Genomic DNA, 24,123 nt, shown 5'->3' on the forward strand with positions numbered 1-24,123 from the left:
TAGCGCCGATGGTACTTGGACCGCAGGGTCCTGGGAGAGTAGGAAGCTGCCAAGCCGAAGAGAAAAAGCCTTTACCGTGATTACGGTAAAGGCTTTTTTTTTTTTAAAATTCAATGATTAAGTACAGCGAAACGAAGGCTTAAGAGATGCTTAAGAGATATCGCCCTCTAGTAAGAATAAAGATATAACGTTATAATGTTTAAAACGATTATAAAAACCTGCAAAGGGGCGAAAGCAAACCATGAAACGTCGAATGCAGGCTTTATACGGATCCCGGTTCGTTTTTCGGGAACGATGGAATGCCATGAAGTCTAAGCTTCTATTCCGATATGCGATTTCTTATATCCTGGCCTTTCTGATTCCGCTGACGGCTCTTACCGTCTTTGTATATGATAGCGCTGTCAAAAATCTGCGCTCCGAGATCGAGCAGTCGAAAATCAATCAGTTGAACCAGGTCAAACTGACGATCGACGATCGGATGAACGAACTGCATGCATTGGCCAGCCGGATCTCCTACGATGAACATCTAACCCCTTATATGCTGGATCATCCCCTTTACGTCCAGGAAGCGATTCAAACCTTGGCCAACTATAAAGCGAACAACAGTATTGTCGAAGACCTGCTGCTGTATATGCACAACGATTCATTGATTTACTCTTATCGCGGATTGGCTAACTTGGATGTGGTGTTCAATAAAGAGTATCGTTTTGAAAACTGGACATCGGAGCAGGTACGCCGCAATCTGAATGAAATCGACCAGCCGCTCATTCGGGGCGCGGAGATGGTCAATCGATATTCGCGGCAGGAGCCAATGCTGACGTATATCGTGCCGATCAAGACCAATGATCCGTATCCGTACGGAGCAGTCGTGTATTTAATGAAGGAATCCAAATTGACCGGCGTGATGGACTCCATTTTGAACGATGTGAACGGCAGCAACTATATTTTTAACGAAAAAGGAGAAGTACTGACGACCAACAGCCGCGGGACGGAGACGCCGGGTGCGGAATGGAATACGCTTGCCGAGCTGGAGCCGGGCATTCACAGCATGACGTTGGCGGGGGAGAAGCAGTCGGTCGTATCCGTCAAATCGGAGGAAAACGGCTGGACGTATGTCATGGCGATGCCGAGCCACCAGTTTTTTGGACGGGTGGCTCATGTGCAGACACTGATCGCGATCGTCTTCGCCCTTGTCGTGGTCACGGGCAGTCTGGCAGCGATGATGCTGGCCCGGCGGCAGTACCATCCAGTCAAAGACCTGATGGAATTCGTCGGAATCCAGAGCGGAGCGGCGGCCAAAGCATCGAACGAATGGGACTCGATCCGGCAGACAATCCGTGAGTACAATGCGAGAATCGATATGCAGCAGCCGTTCGTGCGCAATCAGTGCCTGCTGCTCCTGCTCAAGCACGGCAGGCCGGATGACCGGGAGATGATGCGGACGATCGACGGGATCGGGCTGGGCTTCGGGGACGGTCAAGGGCAATACCTCACAGCGATCCTGTCCTGGAGCGAGCCTGCGGAGGGACGCCAGATTTCGGAAGAACGGTATGCGGTGCGCGATGCGCTTAGTCATTTCGTCGTGGAAGGCACCGGAGCGCGCGTGTTCGGGGTCGAATTTTCCGCCGTTGACCAGCTTGCGCTGGTGATTGCCCTGGAAGAGCAGGAAGGGGACGAACCGCTGCAGGAGAGAGTCGCGCGGACGATCGAAGCGGTCCGGCTGCTCGCGGTCGATGGGCTGCAGTCGGTGCCGCATATCGGGGTCGGGTCGGCTTATGCCGATCTGGATTCGCTGAACCAGTCGTTCGTGGAAGCTGCGACGGCGCTGGAACACCGCAAGATGAACGGACGCGGGCAGGTCACGTATTTCGAACAGTTGGCCGGCCCCGAACAGGCGGAAGAAGGCAGCTTCTGGATCTCGCGCAAACTGATTCTCAAGCTGGATCAGAGTCTCAAGCAGGGCAGTACGCTTGTAGCGGTACGCATCTTGTCGGACATCATGGATACGCTCAAAAAAGAACCGCTGTCCGCGCCGCTGCTGCGCTGTATCTGCTTCGACGTGCTGAACTCGCTGCTGCGAACGGCGTCGGAACTCGGCATGAGGGAAGTGTTCGCGGATATTTCGGTCCTGGCTTCTTTTGAAACGTTGGAAGAACTGGAGAGCCGCCTGCTGTCGCTCGCTTCCGAGATCTGCGCGCAGGTCGAGCGCAACACGGAAGAGACGCGCGACACGCTGATCGACGACATCGTCAAAGACGTGGACGACCGATTCTCCGATTATACGCTGAGCCTGGAACATCTCGCGCTGAAGTATTCGGTATCCACGTCTTATTTGAGCCGCAGCTTCAAGGAAAAGACCGGGTTGAATTTCTCGCAGTACATGTGGCGCCGCCGCGTCGAAGAAGTGATCCGGCAGTTGGAGACGACCAGCGCTCCTCTAAAAGAAATTATCGAGCAGGTCGGCTATCTCGACGCTCCCAACTTCATCCGGCGGTTCAAAAAGGAAATGGGCTTCACCCCCGGGCAGTACCGCAAGCAGAAAGCGTCGAAAAGAGCTTAATTCCGCCCCGTCTGCCCGGCCGACTTCACCTGCTCCAGCAGATGCCCGACCAACTCGTCCACGGGCACCGTCGCCAGCGCGATCGCGGTATCGGTTACGCCGTAATAAATGTACAGCAGCCCGTCTTTGACGATGTTGCCGGTCGGGAACACGACGTTGGGAATCTGGTAGCCGAATTTTTCGTAATACGTTTCCGGTTCCATGATCGGATCCCAGGTACGGGCAAGCACGATCTCCGGATTGTCCAGATCGAGCAGCAGCGCGCCTACGCGGTAGACAATGTCGTCGTCCACGCCGTGATACAGCACGAGCCAGCCGGCATCGGTCCGGATCGGAGGCGTCGAACCGCCGATCTTGCGGGATTCCCAGGAAGGATTCTCCGCTTGTGCCAGCAGCTTCGGCTCGTCCCAATGGATAAGGTCGTCGGAGTAGGTGATCCACATCGCCGCTTTCTCCGTGCCGTACGCTTCGCCGACGTATTCTTCGGGACGGCGGAGCAGCGCGAATCGCCCGTTAATCTTTTCGGGGAACAGGATATTGTCGCGGTCATTGATGTCGAGCGGCGTCGTATCGGCGACGAATTCCCAATCGATCAGGTTATCGGACTTGGCGATCGAAGAACGGGTCAACCAGTGGCCGGGCTGTTCGCCCCAGCCGTCGGGGTAGGCCGGGATCGAGCGTTCCGGGATGCCGGTGCCGGTCGGGTAATAGCTCATCGCGCACGGGCGCAGGGCGTAGTTCAGGTAGAACGTGCCGTCGATCTTGACGACGCGCGGGTCCTGCACGCTGCCGTACGGGAAGCCGAGCTGATCGGGCGTCAGGATCGGTTCGTCCTTGACGTGGGTAAAATGCACGCCGTCTTCGCTTTCGAGCAGCCCGAGGTAGTTCTTGCACGGCGTCAGCGAACCGGCGGTACGTTCGATCATGTAGAATTTGCCGTTATCGACGATGACGGCGGGATTGAAGACGGTCGCTTTGCGCCATTCGTACAGACCGGGCACGACGATCGGATTGTCGGGATGTCGGGTGATTTTCATGGGAAAAGACCTCCAGCTTCAAAAATAGGATAAAAAATTCAAACCGGCCGCGCTAACGCGCGGCGGGCTTTTGGTGCGTTCCAGACAGGCAGGGCGCCCGGCATCTTATGCGAGCGCCCTGCTTTCAGGTCCAAACGATGGTTGATCGCAAGGTCGTCTTTTGCTTGGTGATCAGCTGGCTTTCCAGCGATCGTAGGCAGCTTGGTTGATTTCTTTGACGCGATTCGCGCCCATCTTGTTCAGCGTCTCGACATAAGCGCCCCAGCCGCTGATCGGCTCGGCGCCCGTAATGAACTTCGCTTCCATCTGCTTGACGTACGTGCTGAGGTCGGAGTTCAGGCTGTTGATCTCGGACTGCTCTTCGACGGTCAGGAACAGGGCCGGGAACGGCGCACGCGCTCCGTTATCGAGCAGTTTGGTTTTGGTTTCTTTTTCTACCCAGAGATCGAAGTCGTTCTTGAGGCCTTTGGTGATATCGTCCATCGAGACGGTCGGAGCCGGGATGCCGTAGTTCGGTGTGAGTGTGGAACGGTATTCTTCCGAATCTCCGCCGCCCGGAACAGGCAGGGCTTTTTTGGTGCGGTCCGCCTCGTTCTCATACTCCCAGAGCGTGCCTTCCGGTCCTTTGTTGAACAGCAGCGCACCTTCGTAGGAGTACAGGTAATCGACCCAGCGCATCGACGCTTCCGGATACGGATTCGTTTTGGTGATGGCAAAAGCGCCTGTCGTGATGCCGCGGTTCTTGGCGATCGCCGCTTTGTCGACGTATTCGCTGCGAACCGGCAGGAACATCGGATCTTTGTCGGATGGCTCGCCGCCTTTGGTCATGTAGGCATGCCAGTCGGAGAAGAGGCCCAGCTGGTTGTTTTGGCCTTTGGCTTTTTTCTGTTCGCCGGTCTGCGAGAAGCTTTCCGGATCGAGCAGGCCGTCCGTCCACAAACGGTTCATATACTCGAGATACTGCTTGTAGCCTTCTTCGACCGGGGTAAAATGCACCACGTCGCTGTCGTCTACATAGATCTCTTCTTCATAGATGCCGAAAGCGCCCAGCAGCCAGGTCCGGATATCCCGTACATTCGCGGCCGAAGTCGTAACGGAAGAGATCGGAATCTCGTCCGCTTTGCCGTTGCCGTTCGGATCTTCTTCCTTGACCCGTTTGAGGTAATCGTACAGTTCTTCCGTCGTTTCCGGCAGCTTGTCGATCCCGAGGGCTTCGAGGAATTCGCCGTTGTACCACATCGGGTTGCGATACCAGTGCTGGCTGAACTCGACGACCGGCAGCGAGTAGATATGGCCGTCCGGCGCCGTAATCGATTTGCGGACATCCGGGTACTCGTCGAGCAGCGCTTTGAAGTTCGGCGCGTATTCGTCGATCAGGCCTTCGAGCGGAATCAGCACGCCCTGCTCGCCGTATTTGAGCTGCTCCGAAGGAGTCAGGCCGGCGGCGTAGAAGACGTCCGGGTAATCTTCGCTGGCGAAGACGAGGTTCTTTTTCGTATCGAAGCTTTCTTTGGGCGCATTTTTGTATTCAAAAGAGACATTCGATTTTTTCGCCATCTCCTGCAGGACGACCATGTCTTCCCAATTCTGAATCCCGACGTCTGGCGCCATCATGGTGAGTTTGATCGGGGTCTCGACAATCGGGAAACCTTCCTTGCTGACCGTCACTTTTTCCGCGCTGTTGGCCGCTTCGTCCGAGCCTCCGCAGCCTGCCAGCAGCGATGCGCCAAGCCCTCCAACCATCAGCAGCTTCCAGGCTTTGCTTCGGATGTTCATGGTAAATCCCCCTCTTTTTTAAAATGGATAATTGCAGCTTAACCCTTGACCGAACCCACCATCACCCCCTGTACAAAATAACGCTGCAGGAACGGGTAGACGGCGATAATCGGAAGCGTCGAGACGACGATTACGCCGTACTTGATCAGCGAGGCGGTCTCGGCTTTGGAATTCATGGCCTGCGCGATGTCTCCGCTGATTGCCGCCCCCGTCGTTTCCGCGGACATTTCCTGCAGCACGAGAATTTGGCGCAGCACCATCTGAAGCGGATATTTGTCTTCGCTGTTCAGGTAGATCAGCGAAGGGAAGTAGCTGTTCCAGTGTCCGACCCCGTAAAACAGAGCCATGACCGCAATGATCGGAGCCGAGAGCGGCAGCACGATACGCCAGAACAGCTTGAGGTTCGTACAGCCGTCGATATGCGCGGCTTCCTGCAGTTCTTTGGGGATCGCGGATTGGAAAAAAGTACGGGCGACCACGATATTCCAGACCGAAGCGGCAGCCGGCAGAATAAGCGCGCCCATGGTGTCGATCAGGCCGAGATTTTTGACGACGAGATAAGTGGGAACAAGCCCTCCGCTGAAAAACATCGTCAGCAGGATAAAAGCCATAAACCAACCCCGGCCGAAAAAGTCGGACCGGCTGAGCGCATAGGCCGCGGGCAGGGTGACAGCCAGATTGAGCAGCGTGCCGACGAACGTATAGATGATCGTGTTCAGGTAGCCGTTCCAGATCTTCGGATTGTTGAACACCAGCTCGTAGCCGGCCCAGGTGACGTCTTTGGGGAACAGCCACATCTGCCCGGAGTTGACCGCCTGCGGACTGCTGATCGAGGCGCTGAGAATGTAGATGAGCGGATACAGCACAATGAGAAGCGCGACGGACAGATAGATATAGGTACAGATCAGGAATACCTTGTCGCCTTTGGACTCTTGGGTCACTGTGATCATCGGGGTCTCTCCTTTCGGGTTTGCTTCACGTACTTGGTCCATTAAGCGCGTTAAACGTTTTGATCTAAACAAGAAACTCAACTCGCTTAACGGACTACCATAAACTGTTCTCGCTCGTACGGCGGGCGATCCAGTTGACCGTCACCAGCAAAATGACGTTGATGATCGAGTTGAACAATCCGACGGCGGTCGAGAAACTGTACTGCGCGTCGACGAGGCCGGCTCTGTAGACGTAGGTCGAGATCACGTCGGACGACTCCAGGTTGAGCGAGTTTTGCAGCAGCAGAATCTTTTCATAGCCGACGGTCAGGATATTGCCCATATTGAGGATGAGCATAATTGTGATGGTCGGCAGGATACTCGGCAGGTTGATATGCAGTACCCGCTTGAAGCGGCTCGCTCCGTCGACGATCGCCGCTTCGTGCTGCTGCGGATCGACTCCGGACAATGCGGCCAGGTAGATGATAGTGCCCCAACCGGTACTCTGCCAGACGCCGGACAGCACGTACATCGTCTTAAACCAGGCGGGATCGGTCAGGAACTGCGGCGCATTGAAGCCCAGCGCTTCGATCAGCATCACGATCATGCCGTTGCTCGGCGAGAGGAACGTGATAATCATGCCCGCCATGACAATGACAGAGATGAAGTGAGGCGCATAGGTGACGGTCTGGACCGTTTTTTTGAACTTCCCGTTGCGGACTTCGTTGAATGCCAGTGCCAGGAGGATCGGCAGCGGGAATCCGATAGCCAGTTCATAGAAGCTGATACTGAAGGTGTTCCAGATGAGATCCCAGAAATAGTAGGAGTTGAAGAAGCGTTCGAAATGGTCGAAACCGACCCATTCGCTTCCGGTAATTCCGCGGGAAGGCACGAAATTTTTAAAAGCAATCTGGATGCCGTACATCGGTGCGTAATGAAAAATAAGGAAGTACAGGACGGCCGGCAGCATGAACAGATACAGCTCCCAGTTGCCGAGGACTTGTGCGCGTCTCGAAGGTTTCTTCAGAAGCGGAAGCTCGGCGCCGGGCGATTTGGATGCCTTCATGGATTTCCCCCTTCTATGGCGTGTATGCCGAATGCGGTTCGGACCGCCGATGGAGGCGGCCGGCAGATGGGCGATCACGTCTGCTTCAGACTTGATGGATAACGCTTACAAGACCAAGCTTAACGAAGCCCGGGGAGCAGCGTAAATATGTGTATTGCGCATTGTCATTTCCGAAAAGCCGAAAAACCGCGCAGCGGAGGGCTTTTTTGCCTAAAAAAGAACCATGATGTCAGATCGGTCGCAGGGCGGAATGTGTCGAATATGAGCCGGAAGCGGCAGCGAAAATTCCACATATTGCACTCCCGACGCGAGTATGACAACATGTCTAGCGTAAAGGAACCCTGCCAAACCTACAGCAAAACGAACCGAACAAGCCCAAGACGCAGCAAGGCAGCCCATAGAAGCGAGACCTAAGGAGGACGTTGTCCATGACTCGAAAAACCGCCCATATCATCTCTCACACCCACTGGGACCGGGAATGGTATTTGCCGTACGAATCGCATCATCTGCGCCTGACGACCTTGATGAATCAACTGCTGGATACGCTGGAGCAGGACGAGCGCTACCGCTATTTCCATCTCGACGGACAAACGATTATCATCGACGATTATCTGCAGATTTACCCGGATCAACGGGAACGGTTGGCCAAGCTGATTCAAGAGGAAAAGATTATTATCGGACCGTGGTACGTGCTGCAGGACGAGTTCCTGACCAGTTCGGAAGCGAATGTGCGCAACCTGCTGATCGGCCACCGGGAAGCGGCCCGCTGGGGTCCGGTGTCGAAGCTCGGCTATTTCCCGGATTCGTTCGGCAATATGGGCCAGGCGCCGCAGCTGCTGAAGCAGGCGGATATTGAAGCGGCCGTGTTCGGGCGCGGCGTCAAGCCGACCGGCTTCGACAATCAGGTGAGCGATGCGCCGGGGGAATACGAGTCGCCTTATTCGGAGATGAACTGGGAGTCGCCGGACGGTTCGAGCGTCGTCGGCGTGCTGTTCGCGAACTGGTACAGCAACGGCAACGAAGTGCCTGTCGGCGAAGACGAAGCGCGGGCCTATTGGCAGCGGAAGCTTACGGACGCGGAAAAATACGCCTCGACGCCGGAGCTTCTGTTCATGAACGGATGCGACCACCAGCCGATCCAGACCGATCTCGGCGACGCGATCGAGACCGCTTCGGCGCTCTATCCGGACGTGGACTTCGTGCATTCGACGTTCGACCGGTATCTCGAAGCGCTGGCCCGGCATGACCGCGAAGAGTGGGTGACCGTGCACGGCGAACTGCGCAGCACCCGCACCGACGGGTGGGGGACGCTCGTCAACACCGCTTCGGCCCGCGTCTATCTGAAGCAGTTGAACCAGACCGGACAGACGCTGCTGGAAAAAGGCGCCGAACCGCTCGCCGTCATGGCGAAGCTGGCCGCCGGGCAGGATTATCCGCACGAGCCGCTGGCTTACGCGTGGAAGACGCTGATGCAGAACCATCCGCACGACAGCATCTGCGGCTGCAGCGTCGACGAAGTTCACCGCGAGATGGTGACCCGCTTCGACAAGAGCCGGCATATGGCCGAAGCGCTGATCGGCGAGAGCCTCGGCGCGATCGGCGCTTCGATCGGCACGGATATGGTCGAAGCGTGGCCGGAGAACGCGCGGCCGGTTGCCTTGTTCAATACGACGGGCTGGACGCGCAGCGGCGTCGTGACCGTCGAAGTCCAGGCGGCCCGCACCGACTTCCGGGAAGGGCCTTCTCCGCACGGCATCGCGGAGCAGCTGGATGCCCTGCCGCTCGGCCCGGGGCGGGTCGTCGATCCGCAAGGGCGCTTCGTGTCGGCGCGGATCGAAGATCTCGGCGCGCAGTTCGGCTACGACCTGCCGGATGACGGTTTCCGCGTACCTTATATGGCGCGGACGTTCCGATTGACGTTCGAAGCGGCCGACGTGCCGGCGCTGGGCTACAAGCTGTACGCCTGGGTGCCGGAGGCGGACGGCGGCTCGGCTTACGGCGAAGCGGATTCGTCCGGTGTGACCGAATCGGCCGAAGACAGCAGCGAAAAAGAGGGAGCAGCCGGAGGATCCATCGAATCCGATTCGGACGAAGTCGTCTCGACGCCGCAGGGCATGGAAAATCAATTTCTCGCCGTCCGCTTCGCGGAGAACGGCTCTTACACCCTGACCGACAAAATCACGGGCCGCTCGTTCGAGAAGCTTGGCATGTATGAGAACTGCGGCGATATCGGCAACGAATATGTATTCCGTCAGCCGGAAGGCGACCGCATGCTGACGACCGAAGACCTGCAGGCGAGCATTGCGCTTGTCGAAGACGAGACCTATCGCGTGACGTACGAGATTGTACACGAATGGGAGATTCCGATCGGGGCGGAAGCGCTGTTCGAAGACGAGAAGCGAAGGCTCGTCCCGTTCCTCAAACGCCAAGCCGGACGCTCTGCGAAAACGACGATGCTGACACTGACGACGCGGGTCTCGCTGGACCGCTCGGGCCGCGGTGTACAGGTGTCCGTGTCGCTCGACAACCAGGCACGCGACCATCGGCTGCGGGTTCTGCTGCCGACCGGCCTGCAGACACAGACTGTTCTGGCCGACTCGATCTTCGAAGCGGCGGAGCGGGACATCGTGCCCGCCCCGGAATGGATCAACCCGAGCAACGCCCAGCATCAGCAGGCGTTCGTGAGCCTGTCCGACGGCAAGCACGGTTTGACCGTCGCCAACAAAGGGCTGAACGAATACGAAGTGCTGCAAGGCGGCACCGGAACGATCGCCGTGACGCTGCTGCGCAGCGTGTCCGAACTCGGCGACTGGGGCGTGTTCGAGACGCCGGAAGCCCAATGCATCGGCGAACATACGCTGGAATACGCCGTCTACCCGCATGCCGGCGGCGTGATCGAATCCGGCGCGTTCGCGCAGGCTTACCAATACCAGACGCCGTGGTTCCACCGGGCGCTGGCACGTCAAGCCGGTCCGCTGCCGGCCGAATACCGGCTTCTGAGCTGGAGCGGCGAGCATCTGGCGCTATCCGCCCTCAAATTGTCTGAAGAACATGAAGACGTGATCGTACGCTGGTACAATCTGTCCGGCCGGGAGACGGCGCTTGCGTTCCAGCCGAACTTTGCTGTCGGCGGCGCATACAGCAGCGACATTCTCGAACGCCGGCACGAGCCGGCCGCGAAGAGCGGGGAGGGCGCGGCAGCCGAATCGTCCGCGAACGACAGCCGGATCGAAGCGTCGGTCGGCGCGGCGAAGATCGTGACGTTCGCGCTGGAGCCGCTCGCGCGCGAGTAGAACCGGCCGCCGGAGCGGCGAAGATCGTGGCGTTCGCGCTGGAGCCGCTCGCGTACCCGCCCGCACCCGGGAAACCAGCAGCCGCATCCGCAATCTGCGGAATCGGCAGCCGCTTGCGGGCTCGTTTCCGCCGCTTTTTTTCGATCCCTTATCCATGACCCTACGAACACCTATCCTTTATTGCGAGCAGGAGGCGTTTTTCATGAGTACGATTCCCAAACTGCCAGGCGCGGTCGAGCGTTATCTCGAACAGACCGACCAACGGCTTGCGCATCATCCCAAGCTGCAGCAGGTTTTTCGGAACTGTTTTCCCAATACGCTTGAGACGACTACCAAACTGCTGGACGACGGCACGACGTTCATCTATACCGGCGACATCCCGGCGATGTGGCTGAGAGATTCCGTGGAGCAGGTCCGGCATTACATTCCGCTGACCAAAAACGATGCCGACCTGCAGCGGATCATCGAAGGGCTGATCGCCCGTCAGCTGTTCTACATCAATATCGATCCGTATACGAACGCGTTCAACGAGACGGCCAACGGCCGGCATTACCGCGATTCCGACGACTGCGAGCTTAGTCCGTGGATGTGGGAACGCAAATACGAGCTGGATTCGCTGTGCTTCCCGGTACAGCTGCTGGCGCAGTATTGGCAGGAAACGGGGCGGACGTCCATGTTCGACACCGACTGCTACCGGGCGCTCAGCACGGTCGTCCGGGTCATCGCGACCGAGCAGCGGCACGACGACAAATCGCCGTACTACTTCCGCCGCGACACGAAGCAGGATACGGAGACGCTGTACAACGACGGACGCGGCATGCCGACCAACTATACCGGCATGAGCTGGTCCGGCTTCCGCTCCAGCGACGACGCGTGCGAGTTCGGCTACAACATCCCGGCGAACATGTTCGCCGTCGTCATCCTCGGCCATATCGAGCGTATCGCGTCGGAGATCTACCGGGACGAAGAGTTGGCCGGCCGCGCCGCGAAGCTGATCAAGGAGATCAACTTCGGCATCCGGCGCTACGGCATCGTCGACCATCCGAAGCACGGCAAAATCTACGCGTTCGAGACCGACGGCTACGGCAATTACTCGCTGATGGACGACGCCGGTACGCCGGGCCTGCTGTCCATTCCGTATATCGGGTACGTCGGCACCGACGATCCGGTCTATCAGAACACCCGCCGGTTCGCGCTCAGCTTCGACAACCCGTTCTATTTTGAAGGCAAATTCGCCAAAGGCATCGGAAGCCCGCACACGCCGGGAGGCCACGTCTGGCATATGGCACTGTCCATGCAGGCCCTGACGTCGAACGACGATCAGGAGATCAAAGACTTGATCGAGATGCTGCTCGCTACCGACGCCGGTACCGGCTACATGCACGAAGGCTTCCACCCCGACGACCCGATCTGATCGGTCTTGGCGTGAGCTTGCCCCGTCTATGTTGCCTTATCCGTCTTTCCCGCACCCAAAAAGACCACGCTTTCCGCGTACACCGGAAAGTCGTGGTCCTCTTTGATTTTTGGACTCCCCTGGCCATGCGGTTTAACTTGAGCGCTTCGACTTTATAAATATTCTTTTCAAAGTCTCCACACTGCCGCAAAAGCAGCGTAACCTCCCCAAATTTTCTTTTTTCCTACCTACATGTCCAAAAAAGCAACGTACAAGCCAATTCGGCGATATAAGGATCGATTTACGCAGCTATGCTGCTTAATAAGCAGCGTAGCTCTGCAAAAAGCCGATTTTCACCTTCTACATTGCCGAAAAAGCAACCTAACCCTCAACCTTGCCCTTAGCTCTCGCCGCTAGTCTTCACCCTTTGCCCTTGGTGTTTGCTATACGCCCTTCGCTATTCTCCCTTCTTCTTTCCCCAAAACCGCAAACCAAAGACCACGCTCTCCGCCTACAGCGGAAGCCGTGGTCCTCTTTTGACCTTAATCTTTTGACCTTAATCTCTTGATCCCATTCACTTTTTAGTCCGCTTTCAAGCTTGCGCGACCTGCACTCCCCCACCCCGCGGAGCGAGTCCTTTTCGAACCGAAGCGCCTTTCCCCTTTACCTGCTGCTCTTATTCCAATCAAAAGGGGAAAGGACAACGAAGCGCAGGTCGAAAAGGACTCGCGGCCTCCGCTCACACCTCATAATAAACCACATAAGGATGCATCCCGTCCCGGTAAAAGCCTTCGCTGTATTCCGCCGCGCGGCCGGTCTCGTCGTGGGCGAGCCGGACTCGCTTCAGCAGCACCACGTCTTTTTCCACCCCGAGCGATTCGGCTGCCGCAGCTCCCGGCGAACCGACCGAAAATTCGTCGCGCATCCGCGCGATGGCAATGCCCTGCTCTTCGAGCCAGCCGTACAGCGATTGTCCTTCGAGCGCCGGCTGCATAAGGTCGTCTTCCGCGTGCGCGGGCAAATAATGCGTGTAGTGGATGTACGGCGCGTCGTCGAGCGAATAGAGCCGTTCGATCCGCAGGCAGGAGGCGCCGAACAGATCCCGCAGCCGCTCGTCGTTTCCGGTAGGGACGATTGCGGCGCCCAGTACTTTTTTATCGATCCGGTGGCCTTCTTCGACCAGAATCTCCGTAAATCTTTTCCAGGTGAACCGTTTGGAAGTGGACGTATTGCGGACGACCCGGGTGCCTTTGCCGCTGCTCGTCTCCACATAGCCTTCCTGCACGAGCAGTTTGACCGCGCCCCGGACCGTAATCTTGCTGACGCCGAACTCCTCTTCAAGCTTGGGCTCAGGAGGGAGGTAGGCGTCGAGCGGATACTGGCCGTGCAGGATGCGGTCTTTGAGAATGCCGTGGATTTTCAGGTACAGCGGTTGTTTGGTGCGGCTTGTCGCCATGGTTCGTTCCTACCTTTCTATGTCGCCGGCTCCTTCGTTCATGGCCCGGAAGATTTGCGCTTCCGAGGAGAACGGCGTGTCGCCCGCGATCGTGTGCGCCAGCATCGAGGCTGCGGCGGCGAAGCGGACCGTCCGATCGGCCGGAAAATCCGACAGTTCCCCGTGTAAAATACCGCTCGCATACGCGTCGCCGGCTCCGATCCGGTCGTAGACGGGAAACGTCAGCCGGTCGGAGAAATGAAATTCGCCCGCCCGATATAGATAGCCGAGCAGCGAGTGCCGGCCGTCGCTTTCGATGCCGCGGTGCGTGCCGGCCAGCACGGCCGTGCCGTACCGCTCCGCGACGACAGGCATCAGCATCTGCAGCTGCTCCAGCCGGTCGCCGCCCGGAACAGGCAGGCCGAGCACATGGATCGCGTCGTTTTCGTTCATGAAGACGATCTGTGCCAATTGTAACATTTTTTCATACCACGGGCGCGCCTGTGCGTAGCCGTCCGCACCCCAGAGGCCCGGACGGTAATTGCAGTCGAACGCGACGGTGCCGCCCGCCGCGCGGACCGCTTCGGCGAACCGCAGCGCATTGCGCCGGACCGTATCGTTCATGGCGAGGGCGATGCCGCAGAAATGGACGACGTCTGCCGCGCGGGCCGCTTCGTCGAACGGATAAGCGCCTTCGGCGGCCAGGTTGAAGCTGCTCTGCTGCCGGTTCGTGTACGTGACCCGGCCGGGCCGCGCGCCGAAGCCGGCTTCCAGAATGTACGTGCCCAGATAAAGTCCGTCGCGCCGGATGTAATCGGGCAGCAGCCCGAGCTTGCGCAGATTGGCTTCCGCCGCGTCGCCGACCGGATTGTCCGGCAGCGTCGTGACCGGCAGCGCGCGGTGGCCGAAGCGCGAGAGCGCCGACAGCACGTTGACGCCGCTGCCGGAGTACGACACCTGCAGCGTATCGGTCTGCGACAACAGGCGGAATCCCGGCGTCTCCAGCCGCATCATGACTTCTCCGAAAGCCGCGACGTTCTTAGGCATGGTCGTCGACCAGCCTGCGCATGACGGCCAGCAGCCCGGCTACGTCCGCCACGATCGTATCGCCGCTCGCTTCGTCGACGATCGAGGAATAGACGTGTGGGATCACCTGCGGCACGCCCGCTTCGAGCGCGATGCGCACAATTTCTTCGAAGTTGTCTTTGTCGATGCCGCCGGTCGGCTCCAGCGCGAAGCCTTCTTCGCCGCAGGCCTGCGCGACCGCGCGGTATTCGGCTTCAAGCGATAGCCCTTTCATCGGGAAATACTTGAGCGCGCTGCCGCCCATGTCCCGCACGAGCGCGATCGCCACTTTGACCGGGACGATCGCTTGCTCCGAAGAGGCGGCGCTGAACGGACCCGTGGAGAGGTTCACGTAACCCGGCCGCCCCGAAGGAGAGACGAGGGCGTTGATCCAGCCCGGCGTGCCATTCAGGTTCCCGCGCGTCGTTCCGACGGACGGGAACACCTGGTTGATATGGCTGCCGGCATATTCGCGCGCGATCTCGGCTACGACCTGCGCCTGGCGGTTGTCGCCGGCCCCGAGTCCGATCGAGACCGCGTCGTCGATCGCCCGCCCGTATTCCCGCATCGCGTCGACCGCTTCGGGCACCGTCTTGTACGCTTTGGACAGCACGCCGACCAGCACATGGCCTTCGGCCGCTTCGAATACGTCCCGCGCGTTATTCACGCTGCCCGCCAGCACGTTCAGCGCCGCCCGGTCCCGGTACAGGCGCTTCGCGATCGGCCCGCCTCGTTTCGTCAACTTCCCGTGTTCGCCCATGCTTAGTTGCCCCCTTTGAATAGTTCGCGCAGCCTGCGCTCGATCACGTGGATATCGTCGCCGAGCAGCGGCCGCGGGTCCAGATCGAAATAACCCTGCCGCGCTCCGTAGTCGCGCGTGTAGATCGCGATCTCACCGCTTTTCAGCGCTTCGACCGTCTGCACCGCGTCCGTGCCTGCCATCTGCGGGTCGATCTGCACGCGGGCCCGGTAGATGGCGCGGCCCGCTTCGTCCTGCACGAGGCTAACGCGGATTCCGTCCAGCTCGCCGAGCGGCAGCAGCGCTTGCAGCGTTTCTTTTTCCTGCTGACTGCGGTCGGGTTTGTCCAGGTATTCGTCCAGCGCCTGAAGCAGGCCGAACGTCGTTTCCTTGCCGACTTTCATACTGCGGCCGATGCCGTGCAGCTGCACTTTGACCGCGTCGACGTAACGCTGCTTGCCTGCCACAACGCCCGACGTCGGCCCTTCGATCGCTTTGGAGCCGCTAAAAATGACCAGGTCGGAGCACGCCGCGTAACGCTGCAGGTCTTCTTCGGCTGCCGCGTCGATGATAAGCGGCAGGCCGAGCTTTTGCGCCAACGCCCACGTTTCTTCGACGGACGCCATGTTTTTTTGGACCGCGTGATGCGATTTGACGTAGAGGATCGCCGCCGTGCGTTCCGTCACCGCGTCTTCGAGCTGCGCCGTCGTGCCTTCGTTGGCATAGCCGGCTTCGACGACCGTTCCGCCGCCCAGATAGACCATCGTGTCGACCGGCGCGCCGTATTGGACGTTGTGGCCTTTGAGCATGACGATCTCATTTTGCAAAAGAGGAGATCGGTGCAGCCGCAGGCTGGCCCCGACCTTCCCGCCCGTGACGATACCGGCGACCGACAGGGCGATGCCGCTCGAGGCGGAGTTGACGACGAGCGCCGATTCGAACCCGAGCAGATCCGCGATCCGCGATCCGGCCTTGTCGACCAGATCGGCGATCTCGACGTAGCTCTGTCCGCCGGCCCGCATCGCGTCCATCACCGTATCCGTCGGCGCGGACACGCCGAGAATGCTCATTCTTCCGCTTGCGTTGATGACCCGCTTAAGACCGTACTTGGCATGCAGTGTACTTCCCATTCACAACCATTCCTTCGGCTTGGATCGTCTGACGCGACATGCGCGTGCTTCCTTCGGAATCCGTCAGCAGGGACGGCTTGTCTTCAACGGAAAAAAGGGTCAGGTTCGCGGCGTCGCCGACCCGGATACGGCCGAGCTCCGGACGGTTCAGCCAGTCGGCGGGGCGTTTCGTGACCGCGTCGATCACGTCCGCCAGCGGGTAACCGAGCGACAGGAACTTGGTCAGCACGCTGGCCATGCCGTAGACGGGACCGTGGAGCCGGTTGCCGCGGTAAATATCGGTGCTGATCGTATCGAAAAAAACGCCGGCGCGCCGCGCCTGTTCGGCCGTCTTGAACGAGAAGCTGGCGGTGCCGTGCCCGACGTCAAGCTTCACGCCGCGCGCGATCGCGTCACGCAGCACCGGCAGCGGCTGGCCGATGTCGTCGAACAGATTGTTGGCTTTGCCGTTCAGGTAATGGGTGACAATATCGCCGCGCCGCAGCAAAGGGATGACGTCTTCGATCGCCGGAGGCGCCGAGCCGATATGGGTCATCAGCGGCAGCCCGGCGGTATCTGCGATCGCGACCGCCCGGCGCAGCGGTTCGAGGCCGTTGTCGCCGACGACGCTGCCGCTGATGCGCGCTTTGAAGCCGACGACGAAGCCGGTCTGCGCGCGCGCCGCCGAGAGGGCGGCTTCGCGGTCGATCCACTCCAGGCGCGACAGTTCGTCGACCCGCTGCAGCCCGAGACGCGACACGTTGAGAAAAGCGAGCAGCCGCGTCCGGGCGCCGCTCCGGCTTGCGGCAAGCTCGGCGATCCGGTCGGCGCCGCAGCTGCCCGCATCGACGATCGTGGTCGAGCCGCAGCGAATGCCGATCTCGTCGATCGCGTCGCCGTAAGGTTCGAATTCGGGAAAAGCATGCACGTGCAGATCGATCCAGCCGCTGGATACATACAGGCCTTCGCAGTCGACGGAACGCCCTGCAGCAGCGTTGGTGCCGGGCGGCGTCAGTCCGGCGATCACGCCGTTTTCCACGGTCAGGTCCACGGCGCGCCCGTCCGGGAGACGGACCTGCCGCAGTACGAGATTCGTTTGCATGATTCACCTGCTTTCTTTCATTAGAAATGGGAATCTGAACGTCGGAGTGGAGAGGCCGTTCCATTCCAAGATACCACCGCTTATCCTGAAAAACAATATAACGTTATAATGTTTAGAGATGCGATAACGCGTACAGGGAAAAAAAGGGAGTTCATTCGGATCTGTGTCCATGGTGCACGGACACCTTTCCTGCCGGTCCAAACGGCCCGACTTCCCGCGCCGCTGCAAGCTTTTTCACCTTGACAGCCCATACCCCCTTTGCTAAGATTGCAATAATATATTTTCAGAAAAGCCCTTTCAGCTTTCCATATAAGGAAAAAATGGCGGTTAGGACAAGAGAAAAAAGGAGGCAAAATCGCGTGTGGAATAGCAAGTTCGACAAAGAAGGCCTGACGTTCGACGACGTATTGCTCGTACCGAGAAAGTCGGAGGTTCTGCCGAAAGAAGTCAGCGTGTCCACGAGACTGAGCGACAGCGTGAAACTGAACATTCCGCTGATGAGCGCCGGTATGGATACCGTTACCGAAGCCGTTCTGGCGATTGCGATCGCGCGCGAAGGCGGCATCGGCATCATTCATAAGAACATGCCGATCGAGAAGCAGGCGGACGAAGTCAACCGCGTGAAGCGCTCCGAGAACGGCGTCATCACGAATCCGTTCTTCCTGAGTCCGGATCATCTTGTTTCCGATGCAGAGGTCCTGATGGGCAAGTATCGGATTTCCGGCGTGCCGATCGTCGACGAGAACGAGAAGCTTGTCGGGATCTTGACCAACCGCGATCTTCGCTTTATCCATGATTACAGTATCGCGATCAAGGAAGTCATGACGCACGAAGAACTCGTAACCGCCCCTGTGGGCACGACGCTCCGCGAAGCGGAAGGCATCCTGCAGCAGCACAAGATCGAGAAGCTGCCGCTGGTCGACGAGAACAACGTGCTCAAAGGGCTTATTACCATTAAAGACATCGAAAAAGCGATCCAGTTCCCGAATGCGGCCAAAGACGCACAAGGCCGTCTGCTTGTAGGCGCGGCTGTCGGCGTATCCAGCGACGCGATGCAGCGGATCGACGCGCTGGTGACGGCGGGCGTTGATGCGATCGTCGTCGACTCGGCCCACGGACACCATATCAACATCCTGGATGCGGTTCGCAGTATCCGCAGCAGCTATCCGGAGCTGACGATTATCGCCGGCAACGTGGCGACGGGCGAAGCGACTCGCGATCTGATCGAAGCCGGTGCTTCCGTCGTCAAAGTCGGTATCGGCCCGGGCTCGATCTGTACGACCCGCGTCATCGCCGGTATCGGCGTTCCGCAAATCACCGCTATCTATGACTGTGCGACGGTTGCCCGCGAATACGGGATTCCGATCATCGCCGACGGCGGCATCAAGTACTCCGGCGAGATCACCAAAGCGATCGCAGCCGGCGCCCACGCCGTCATGCTGGGCAGCATGTTCGCGGGTACGGAAGAAAGCCCGGGCGAATCGGAGATCTACCAGGGCCGCCGCTTCAAGGTATACCGCGGTATGGGTTCCATCGCGGCCATGAAGCAGGGCAGCAAAGACCGCTACTTCCAAGATGACGACAAGAAGCTTGTACCGGAAGGCATCGAAGGCCGTGTCGCTTACAAAGGACCGCTGTCCGATACCGTGAACCAACTGGTCGGCGGACTGCGTTCGGGGATGGGCTACTGCGGTACCGGAGACCTTGATGCGCTTCGCAACGACACCCAGTTTATCCGGATTACGGGAGCGGGACTGCGCGAAAGCCATCCGCATGACGTACAGATCACCAAGGAAGCTCCGAACTATTCCGTTTAAGCCAAACGCCGATCCGGGCGAATATTCCGGAGCGGCAGTTTTTCTTCATAACAAGTAAGGAACGATGGGATCGACTCACGATCGACGAAGCGGACCGGGCTGTTTGCCCGGTCCGTTTTTTTGTCGGGAAGTTTGGGAGGCAGCCGTGCTTCCTATCCCCGACAGACACAGCGCCCCGGGTCGATTTCTTCCGCTGCCGCAGAGCCTTTTGAAGACGCAGGACTTTCCGATCTGTCACATTCCGTGGGAAGACAGGCCGCCCGGGGCTGTGGTAGACTAGAAAAGCATGACAAGAAATTTAGCCAGCCGAGGGGAGTACTTAATCCATTGAAAAGCCTGACTGCTTCTAACCGCAAAGTCGAGAAAAAACGGATTCTTCCGCCCAAGTTTCTGAAAAGAACCGCGGCATCCGTTCTTCTTATCCATATGCTCTGTCTGTCCGCCGTTCCGGCCAATCTGGCCGGTGCCGCAGCTGCCGATACGACCAAATCGCAAACGACCGATACCAAGAAGGCAGCCGAGAAACCTGCCGCACAGAAAGCGATCCCGACCGTCGAGAGCCTGAAGCTTGCCGCCAAATCGGCGGTTCTGCTGGAGCCGACGACCGGAGAAATCATCATGTCGCTGAACGCCGACGTGGCTCTGCCTCCGGCCAGCATGACCAAGATGATGACCGAATACATCGTGGCCGAACAGGTCAAGCAGGGGAAAATGAGCTGGGAAGACGTCGTGACGGTCAGCAAGAATGCCGCCGCGCAGGTCGGCTCCCGCGTCTTCCTGGCCGAAGGCGACCAGCACACCGTCAAGGATCTGTATATCGCCATGGCGATCGGTTCCGCGAACGACGCTACCGTGGCATTGGCCGAAACGGTGGCGCCTACGGAGACGGAGTTTGTCAAACTGATGAACAGCGAAGCCAAGCGCATGGGCATGACCACCGCGCACTTCGCCAATTCGACGGGTCTGAATATTGCCGATATGCCGGCGGATTCGCGTCCGGCCGACGGCAAAGAAACCGTGATGTCCGCGATCGATGCCGCCCTGTTGGCGAAATACATCGTGACCGACCATCCGGACTTCAACGAATTCACGACGATTCCGTTCTACCAATTCCGTCCGGGCGACAGCGGCCGGATCGAGAACCTGGATTGGATGCTGGAATCGAACGCCGACGTGCCGAACTTCAAAGCTTATGCCTACAAAGGATTGGACGGTCTCAAGACCGGTCATACCGAAGCGGCAGGCAACAACTTTACCGGTACGGCCGTGCGCGACGGCATGCGTCTGATCAGCGTCGTGATGGGAACCGATGCCAACGACCAGGGCTCGCGTTTCGTCGAAACCCGCAAAGTGCTGGATTACGGTTTCAACCACTTCGAAATCAAAGAACTCGTGAAAGCCAACCAGGCGCTTGAAGCCGAAGAGCCTGTAGCCGTAAACAAAGGCAAAGAAGAAACGGTCGCTTACGAAACGGCCGGAGCGCTCAGCTTCGTCGTGCCGAAAGGTGCCGATGCCAGCGCGCTCAAGGTAAAGCCGAGCGTGGAAGCTTCCCTCGAAGCGCCGGTCGCCAAAGGCGACAAAGTCGGCACCGCGACCTACACGTACAAAGCGGAAGGCATGACCGAAGCCCAGACGAAGACCGTCGATCTGGTTGCTTCCGCAGACGTGGAGAAGGCAGGCTGGTTCAAACAGCTGCTCCGGGCCATCGGCGGATTCTTCTCCGACCTGTTCGAAGGCATCAAAAACCTCTTCTAAAGGCGTGCGAACGATTGTATATCGATTATCTCTGTTGTAAAATAAATCGTTAGAACATCTGTGCAAAAATCGTGAATGATCAGGGGGCTAAGAAGAATGGAAGCAGGAACATCGCGCGTTAAAAGAGGTATGGCGGAAATGCAAAAAGGTGGCGTCATCATGGACGTCATGAACGCCGAACAGGCGAAAATCGCCGAAGCGGCAGGAGCCACGGCCGTTATGGCGCTGGAACGCGTGCCGTCCGACATTCGTGCAGCAGGCGGAGTCGCCCGTATGGCTGATCCGACCATTGTTGAAGAAGTCATGAAGGTCGTCTCGATTCCCGTGATGGCCAAAGCTCGCATCGGGCATTACGTGGAAGCGAAAGTGCTGGAATCGCTTGGCGTCGATTATATCGACGAGAGCGAAGTGCTGACGCCTGCGGACGAAGTCTTCCATATCGACAAGCAGGAATTCACGATTCCGTTCGTCTGCGGTGCCAAAGACCTCGGTGAAGCGCTGCGCCGAATCGGGGAAGGCGCTTCGATGCTTCGGACCAAAGGCGAGCCGGGCACAGGCAATATCGTGGAGGCGGTCCGTCATATGCGTCTGATCAACGGCCAGATTCGCAGAGTGAAGAATCTGTCCAAAGACGAATTGTATGCCGAAGCGAAAAACCTCGGTGTTTCCTATGAAGTTCTTCTGGATATTCACCAACACGGCAAGCTTCCGGTCGTCAATTTTGCGGCAGGCGGCGTAGCGACTCCGGCCGATGCGGCCTTGATGATGCACCTCGGTGCGGACGGCGTATTTGTCGGCTCCGGCATTTTCAAATCCGACAATCCGGAAAAGTTCGCTCGAGCCATCGTGGAAGCGACCACTCATTATGACGACTACCGCCTGATTGCCGAAGTTTCCAAGAACCTGGGCGCACCGATGAAAGGGATCGACATCAAGCAGTTGGCTCCGTCGGAGCGTATGCAGGATCGCGGCTGGTAAGCAAGATGACGAATCAAACAGTCAAAATCGGCGTTCTGGCCCTACAGGGCGCCGTATCGGAACACCTCCGCAGCCTGGAACAGGCCGGTGCGGAAGCGGTATCCGTCAAAAGAACAGAGCAGCTCGACGAACTCGACGGCCTGGTGATTCCCGGCGGCGAAAGTACGACGATCGGCAAGTTGATGCGCAAGTACGGCTTCATCGAGCGGGTGCGGGAATTTTCGGAAGCGGGCAGACCGATCTTCGGCACCTGTGCCGGATTGATCGTACTCGCCAAAGAGATCGAAGGCCAGGAAGAGCCGCATCTCGGGCTGATGGATATGAAGGTCGCCCGTAATGCGTTCGGACGCCAGCGGGAAAGCTTCGAGACGGATCTTTTGATCACAGGGATCAAGCAGCCGGTTCGGGCCGTATTTATTCGCGCTCCCCTGATCCGTGAGATCGGCGAGGGCGTCGAAGTATTGGCAACTTATAATGAAGAAATGGTCACGGCGCGAGAAGGTCATCTTCTGGTGTCGTCATTTCATCCGGAACTGACCGACGACTACCGGCTTCACGAGTATTTTGCCGGGATGGTGCGCGAGTTCAAATCCGGAGCAGCGAAAGGATGAAGCACCCGTGCTGGATGTAAAAATATTGAGAAACGAGTACGACCGCGTCAAACAGGCGCTTGCAAACCGCGGCAAGTCGGAAGACTTGATTGCCGGTTTCCCGAGTCTCGACGGTGAACGCCGCGAGAAACTTCAGGAAGTCGAGACGCTGAAGAACCGCCGCAATACCGTTTCCGGAGAAGTCGCCAAGCTGAAGAAAAATCGGGAAAATGCGGACGATCTGATTGCCGAAATGCGCGAAGTTTCCGACCGGATCAAGCAGCTGGATGAAGAAGTCCGCAGCCTGGAAACGGAAATCGATACGATCACGATGGCGATTCCGAATATTCCGAACGAGAGCGTGCCGCTTGGCGCATCCGAAGACGACAACGTCGAAATCCGTCGTGTCGGCGAACCGCGCGAGTTCGATTTTACGCCAAAAGCCCATTGGGAAGCGGCGCAGAATCTGGGCATCCTCGATTTCGAAGCGGCAGCCAAAGTCACAGGATCGCGTTTTACGTTCTACAAGGGCCTCGGCGCCCGCCTGGAACGTGCGCTGATCAACTTCATGATGGACCTGCACAGCGAAGAGCACGGCTACGAAGAGATGCTTCCTCCGTATATCGTCAACCAGGACAGCCTCTACGGAACCGGACAGCTGCCGAAGTTCGAAGAAGATCTGTTCAAGCTGAAGGATACGGAGTATTATCTGATTCCGACCGCCGAAGTGCCGGTGACGAATTATCACCGCGACGAGATCCTCGAAGCGGCCGATCTGCCCAAAAAGTATATCGCCTACAGCGCCTGCTTCCGCTCCGAAGCCGGTTCGGCCGGACGCGATACGCGCGGGCTGATCCGTCAGCACCAGTTCAACAAAGTCGAAATGATCAAGATCGTGCATCCGGATCATTCGTACGACGAACTGGAGCAGATGACGGCTAACGCGGAACGCGTGCTGCAGCTGCTGGGCCTGCCTTACCGCGTCATCGTGCTGTGCACGGCGGATATGGGCTTTACGGCCGCCAAGACGTACGATCTCGAAGTGTGGCTGCCGGAAAGCGGCATGTACCGCGAGATTTCTTCGTGCTCAAACGTCGAAGACTTCCAGGCTCGCCGGGCCAGCATCCGTTTCCGCCGCGAACCGAAAGGCAAGCCGGAATTCGTGCATACCCTCAACGGTTCGGGTCTCGCCGTAGGCCGTACCGTTGCCGCTATTCTAGAGAATTACCAACAGGAAGACGGCAGTGTCGTCATCCCCGAGGTTCTTCAACCTTACATGCGTGGTGTGAAAGTGATTGCTCCCAACGCGTAAAGCTTGAGTCCTATCCGCCGCTTCGTTTTGTGCCAAGTTATAGACCTTGCGCGAAGCGGAGCGATGCGATATGATAGGAACGGACATTTACGAATCGTCCAGGCCTACTAACAAGATTAAGAGATTTTCGCTAGGCGCAGAATTCTTCAAATCGCTTTGCCCAGAGG

At 58.3% G+C, this 24,123-nt stretch carries 17 protein-coding genes; 8 read left to right on the forward strand and 9 right to left on the reverse strand.

Going from position 1 to position 24,123, the window contains the following annotated elements:
* The first annotated feature begins 304 nt into the window (after window positions 1-304).
* The gene (locus HRQ60_RS21435; RefSeq protein ID WP_246281432.1) at window positions 305-2,560 is read left to right on the forward strand and encodes a helix-turn-helix domain-containing protein; all 2,256 of its coding nucleotides are present in this window, start codon (window positions 305-307) and stop codon (window positions 2,558-2,560) included.
* Here HRQ60_RS21435 and HRQ60_RS21440 read toward each other — a convergent pair.
* The 4 genes from HRQ60_RS21440 to HRQ60_RS21455 form a co-directional block, all read right to left on the reverse strand.
* Window positions 2,557-3,597, reverse strand: coding sequence for a glycoside hydrolase family 130 protein (locus HRQ60_RS21440; protein WP_172200083.1), 1,041 nt, complete (start codon window positions 3,595-3,597; stop codon window positions 2,557-2,559). The two genes, HRQ60_RS21435 and HRQ60_RS21440, sit on opposite strands and share 4 nt — an antisense overlap.
* 171 nt (window positions 3,598-3,768) lie before the next feature.
* Entirely contained in the window at window positions 3,769-5,373 is a 1,605-nt protein-coding gene (locus tag HRQ60_RS21445; protein WP_172200086.1) for an extracellular solute-binding protein, read from the reverse strand.
* Window positions 5,374-5,411: 38 nt separating this feature from the next.
* Window positions 5,412-6,323 carry a carbohydrate ABC transporter permease gene (locus HRQ60_RS21450; protein WP_172200089.1) on the reverse strand — a complete coding sequence of 304 codons (912 nt, stop codon included), beginning with the start codon at window positions 6,321-6,323 and terminating at the stop codon, window positions 5,412-5,414.
* 94 nt (window positions 6,324-6,417) lie between these two features.
* Window positions 6,418-7,368, reverse strand: coding sequence for an ABC transporter permease (locus HRQ60_RS21455; RefSeq protein ID WP_172200092.1), 951 nt, complete (start codon window positions 7,366-7,368; stop codon window positions 6,418-6,420).
* A 428-nt stretch (window positions 7,369-7,796) separates the two neighbouring features.
* Between HRQ60_RS21455 and HRQ60_RS21460 the strand changes: the two genes are divergently transcribed.
* Window positions 7,797-10,661: an alpha-mannosidase gene (locus HRQ60_RS21460; protein WP_172200095.1), complete on the forward strand. Its 2,865-nt coding sequence runs from the start codon at window positions 7,797-7,799 to the stop codon at window positions 10,659-10,661.
* Window positions 10,662-10,863: 202 nt separating this feature from the next.
* Window positions 10,864-12,075 (forward strand): glycoside hydrolase family 125 protein, encoded by a 1,212-nt coding sequence (locus HRQ60_RS21465; protein WP_172200098.1) that lies wholly within the window; start codon window positions 10,864-10,866, stop codon window positions 12,073-12,075.
* Between the two features lie 718 nt (window positions 12,076-12,793).
* Here HRQ60_RS21465 and HRQ60_RS21470 read toward each other — a convergent pair.
* The 5 genes from HRQ60_RS21470 to HRQ60_RS21490 are packed head-to-tail and all read right to left on the reverse strand — an operon-like array spanning window position 12,794 to window position 17,504.
* Window positions 12,794-13,510: a GntR family transcriptional regulator gene (locus HRQ60_RS21470; protein WP_172200101.1), complete on the reverse strand. Its 717-nt coding sequence runs from the start codon at window positions 13,508-13,510 to the stop codon at window positions 12,794-12,796.
* 9 nt (window positions 13,511-13,519) lie between these two features.
* Window positions 13,520-14,536 carry a sugar kinase gene (locus tag HRQ60_RS21475; protein WP_172200104.1) on the reverse strand — a complete coding sequence of 339 codons (1,017 nt, stop codon included), beginning with the start codon at window positions 14,534-14,536 and terminating at the stop codon, window positions 13,520-13,522.
* Window positions 14,529-15,314: a 2-dehydro-3-deoxy-phosphogluconate aldolase gene (gene dagF, locus HRQ60_RS21480; RefSeq protein ID WP_172200107.1), complete on the reverse strand. Its 786-nt coding sequence runs from the start codon at window positions 15,312-15,314 to the stop codon at window positions 14,529-14,531. The genes HRQ60_RS21475 and dagF overlap by 8 nt, the downstream gene beginning before the upstream one ends.
* A 2-nt stretch (window positions 15,315-15,316) precedes the next feature.
* Window positions 15,317-16,423 carry a DgaE family pyridoxal phosphate-dependent ammonia lyase gene (locus HRQ60_RS21485; RefSeq protein WP_172200109.1) on the reverse strand — a complete coding sequence of 369 codons (1,107 nt, stop codon included), beginning with the start codon at window positions 16,421-16,423 and terminating at the stop codon, window positions 15,317-15,319.
* Window positions 16,389-17,504 carry an amidohydrolase/deacetylase family metallohydrolase gene (locus HRQ60_RS21490; protein WP_172200111.1) on the reverse strand — a complete coding sequence of 372 codons (1,116 nt, stop codon included), beginning with the start codon at window positions 17,502-17,504 and terminating at the stop codon, window positions 16,389-16,391. Before HRQ60_RS21490 ends, HRQ60_RS21485 begins: the two co-directional genes overlap by 35 nt.
* Before the next feature lie 359 nt (window positions 17,505-17,863).
* On the opposite strand from HRQ60_RS21490, the gene guaB reads away from it, so the two are divergent.
* From guaB to serS, 5 genes are all read left to right on the forward strand, one after another.
* Window positions 17,864-19,321, forward strand: a complete 1,458-nt coding sequence (gene guaB / locus HRQ60_RS21495; protein WP_172200113.1) for an IMP dehydrogenase — start codon at window positions 17,864-17,866, stop codon at window positions 19,319-19,321.
* A 336-nt stretch (window positions 19,322-19,657) separates the two neighbouring features.
* Window positions 19,658-21,076, forward strand: coding sequence for a D-alanyl-D-alanine carboxypeptidase family protein (locus tag HRQ60_RS21500; protein ID WP_425501739.1), 1,419 nt, complete (start codon window positions 19,658-19,660; stop codon window positions 21,074-21,076).
* 96 nt (window positions 21,077-21,172) lie between these two features.
* Window positions 21,173-22,054 (forward strand): pyridoxal 5'-phosphate synthase lyase subunit PdxS, encoded by an 882-nt coding sequence (gene pdxS / locus HRQ60_RS21505; protein WP_172200117.1) that lies wholly within the window; start codon window positions 21,173-21,175, stop codon window positions 22,052-22,054.
* 5 nt (window positions 22,055-22,059) lie between these two features.
* Window positions 22,060-22,665 carry a pyridoxal 5'-phosphate synthase glutaminase subunit PdxT gene (gene pdxT / locus HRQ60_RS21510; RefSeq protein WP_172200118.1) on the forward strand — a complete coding sequence of 202 codons (606 nt, stop codon included), beginning with the start codon at window positions 22,060-22,062 and terminating at the stop codon, window positions 22,663-22,665.
* 7 nt (window positions 22,666-22,672) lie between these two features.
* The gene (gene serS, locus HRQ60_RS21515) at window positions 22,673-23,956 is read left to right on the forward strand and encodes a serine--tRNA ligase (protein ID WP_172200120.1); all 1,284 of its coding nucleotides are present in this window, start codon (window positions 22,673-22,675) and stop codon (window positions 23,954-23,956) included.
* Window positions 23,957-24,123: the final 167 nt, after the last annotated feature.

Source organism: Saccharibacillus qingshengii, from assembly GCF_013185195.1.
Taxonomy (GTDB): domain Bacteria; phylum Bacillota; class Bacilli; order Paenibacillales; family Paenibacillaceae; genus Saccharibacillus; species Saccharibacillus qingshengii.

Coding starts and splice junctions, on each gene's coding strand:
- HRQ60_RS21435 (WP_246281432.1), top strand. CDS start 305: ATGAAGTCTAAGCTTCTATTCCGATATGCGATTTCTTATATCCTGGCC.
- HRQ60_RS21440 (WP_172200083.1), bottom strand. CDS start 3,597: ATGAAAATCACCCGACATCCCGACAATCCGATCGTCGTGCCCGGTCTG.
- HRQ60_RS21445 (WP_172200086.1), bottom strand. CDS start 5,373: ATGAACATCCGAAGCAAAGCCTGGAAGCTGCTGATGGTTGGAGGGCTT.
- HRQ60_RS21450 (WP_172200089.1), bottom strand. CDS start 6,323: ATGATCACAGTGACCCAAGAGTCCAAAGGCGACAAGGTATTCCTGATC.
- HRQ60_RS21455 (WP_172200092.1), bottom strand. CDS start 7,368: ATGAAGGCATCCAAATCGCCCGGCGCCGAGCTTCCGCTTCTGAAGAAA.
- HRQ60_RS21460 (WP_172200095.1), top strand. CDS start 7,797: ATGACTCGAAAAACCGCCCATATCATCTCTCACACCCACTGGGACCGG.
- HRQ60_RS21465 (WP_172200098.1), top strand. CDS start 10,864: ATGAGTACGATTCCCAAACTGCCAGGCGCGGTCGAGCGTTATCTCGAA.
- HRQ60_RS21470 (WP_172200101.1), bottom strand. CDS start 13,510: ATGGCGACAAGCCGCACCAAACAACCGCTGTACCTGAAAATCCACGGC.
- HRQ60_RS21475 (WP_172200104.1), bottom strand. CDS start 14,536: ATGCCTAAGAACGTCGCGGCTTTCGGAGAAGTCATGATGCGGCTGGAG.
- dagF (WP_172200107.1), bottom strand. CDS start 15,314: ATGGGCGAACACGGGAAGTTGACGAAACGAGGCGGGCCGATCGCGAAG.
- HRQ60_RS21485 (WP_172200109.1), bottom strand. CDS start 16,423: ATGGGAAGTACACTGCATGCCAAGTACGGTCTTAAGCGGGTCATCAAC.
- HRQ60_RS21490 (WP_172200111.1), bottom strand. CDS start 17,504: ATGCAAACGAATCTCGTACTGCGGCAGGTCCGTCTCCCGGACGGGCGC.
- pdxS (WP_172200117.1), top strand. CDS start 21,173: ATGGAAGCAGGAACATCGCGCGTTAAAAGAGGTATGGCGGAAATGCAA.
- pdxT (WP_172200118.1), top strand. CDS start 22,060: ATGACGAATCAAACAGTCAAAATCGGCGTTCTGGCCCTACAGGGCGCC.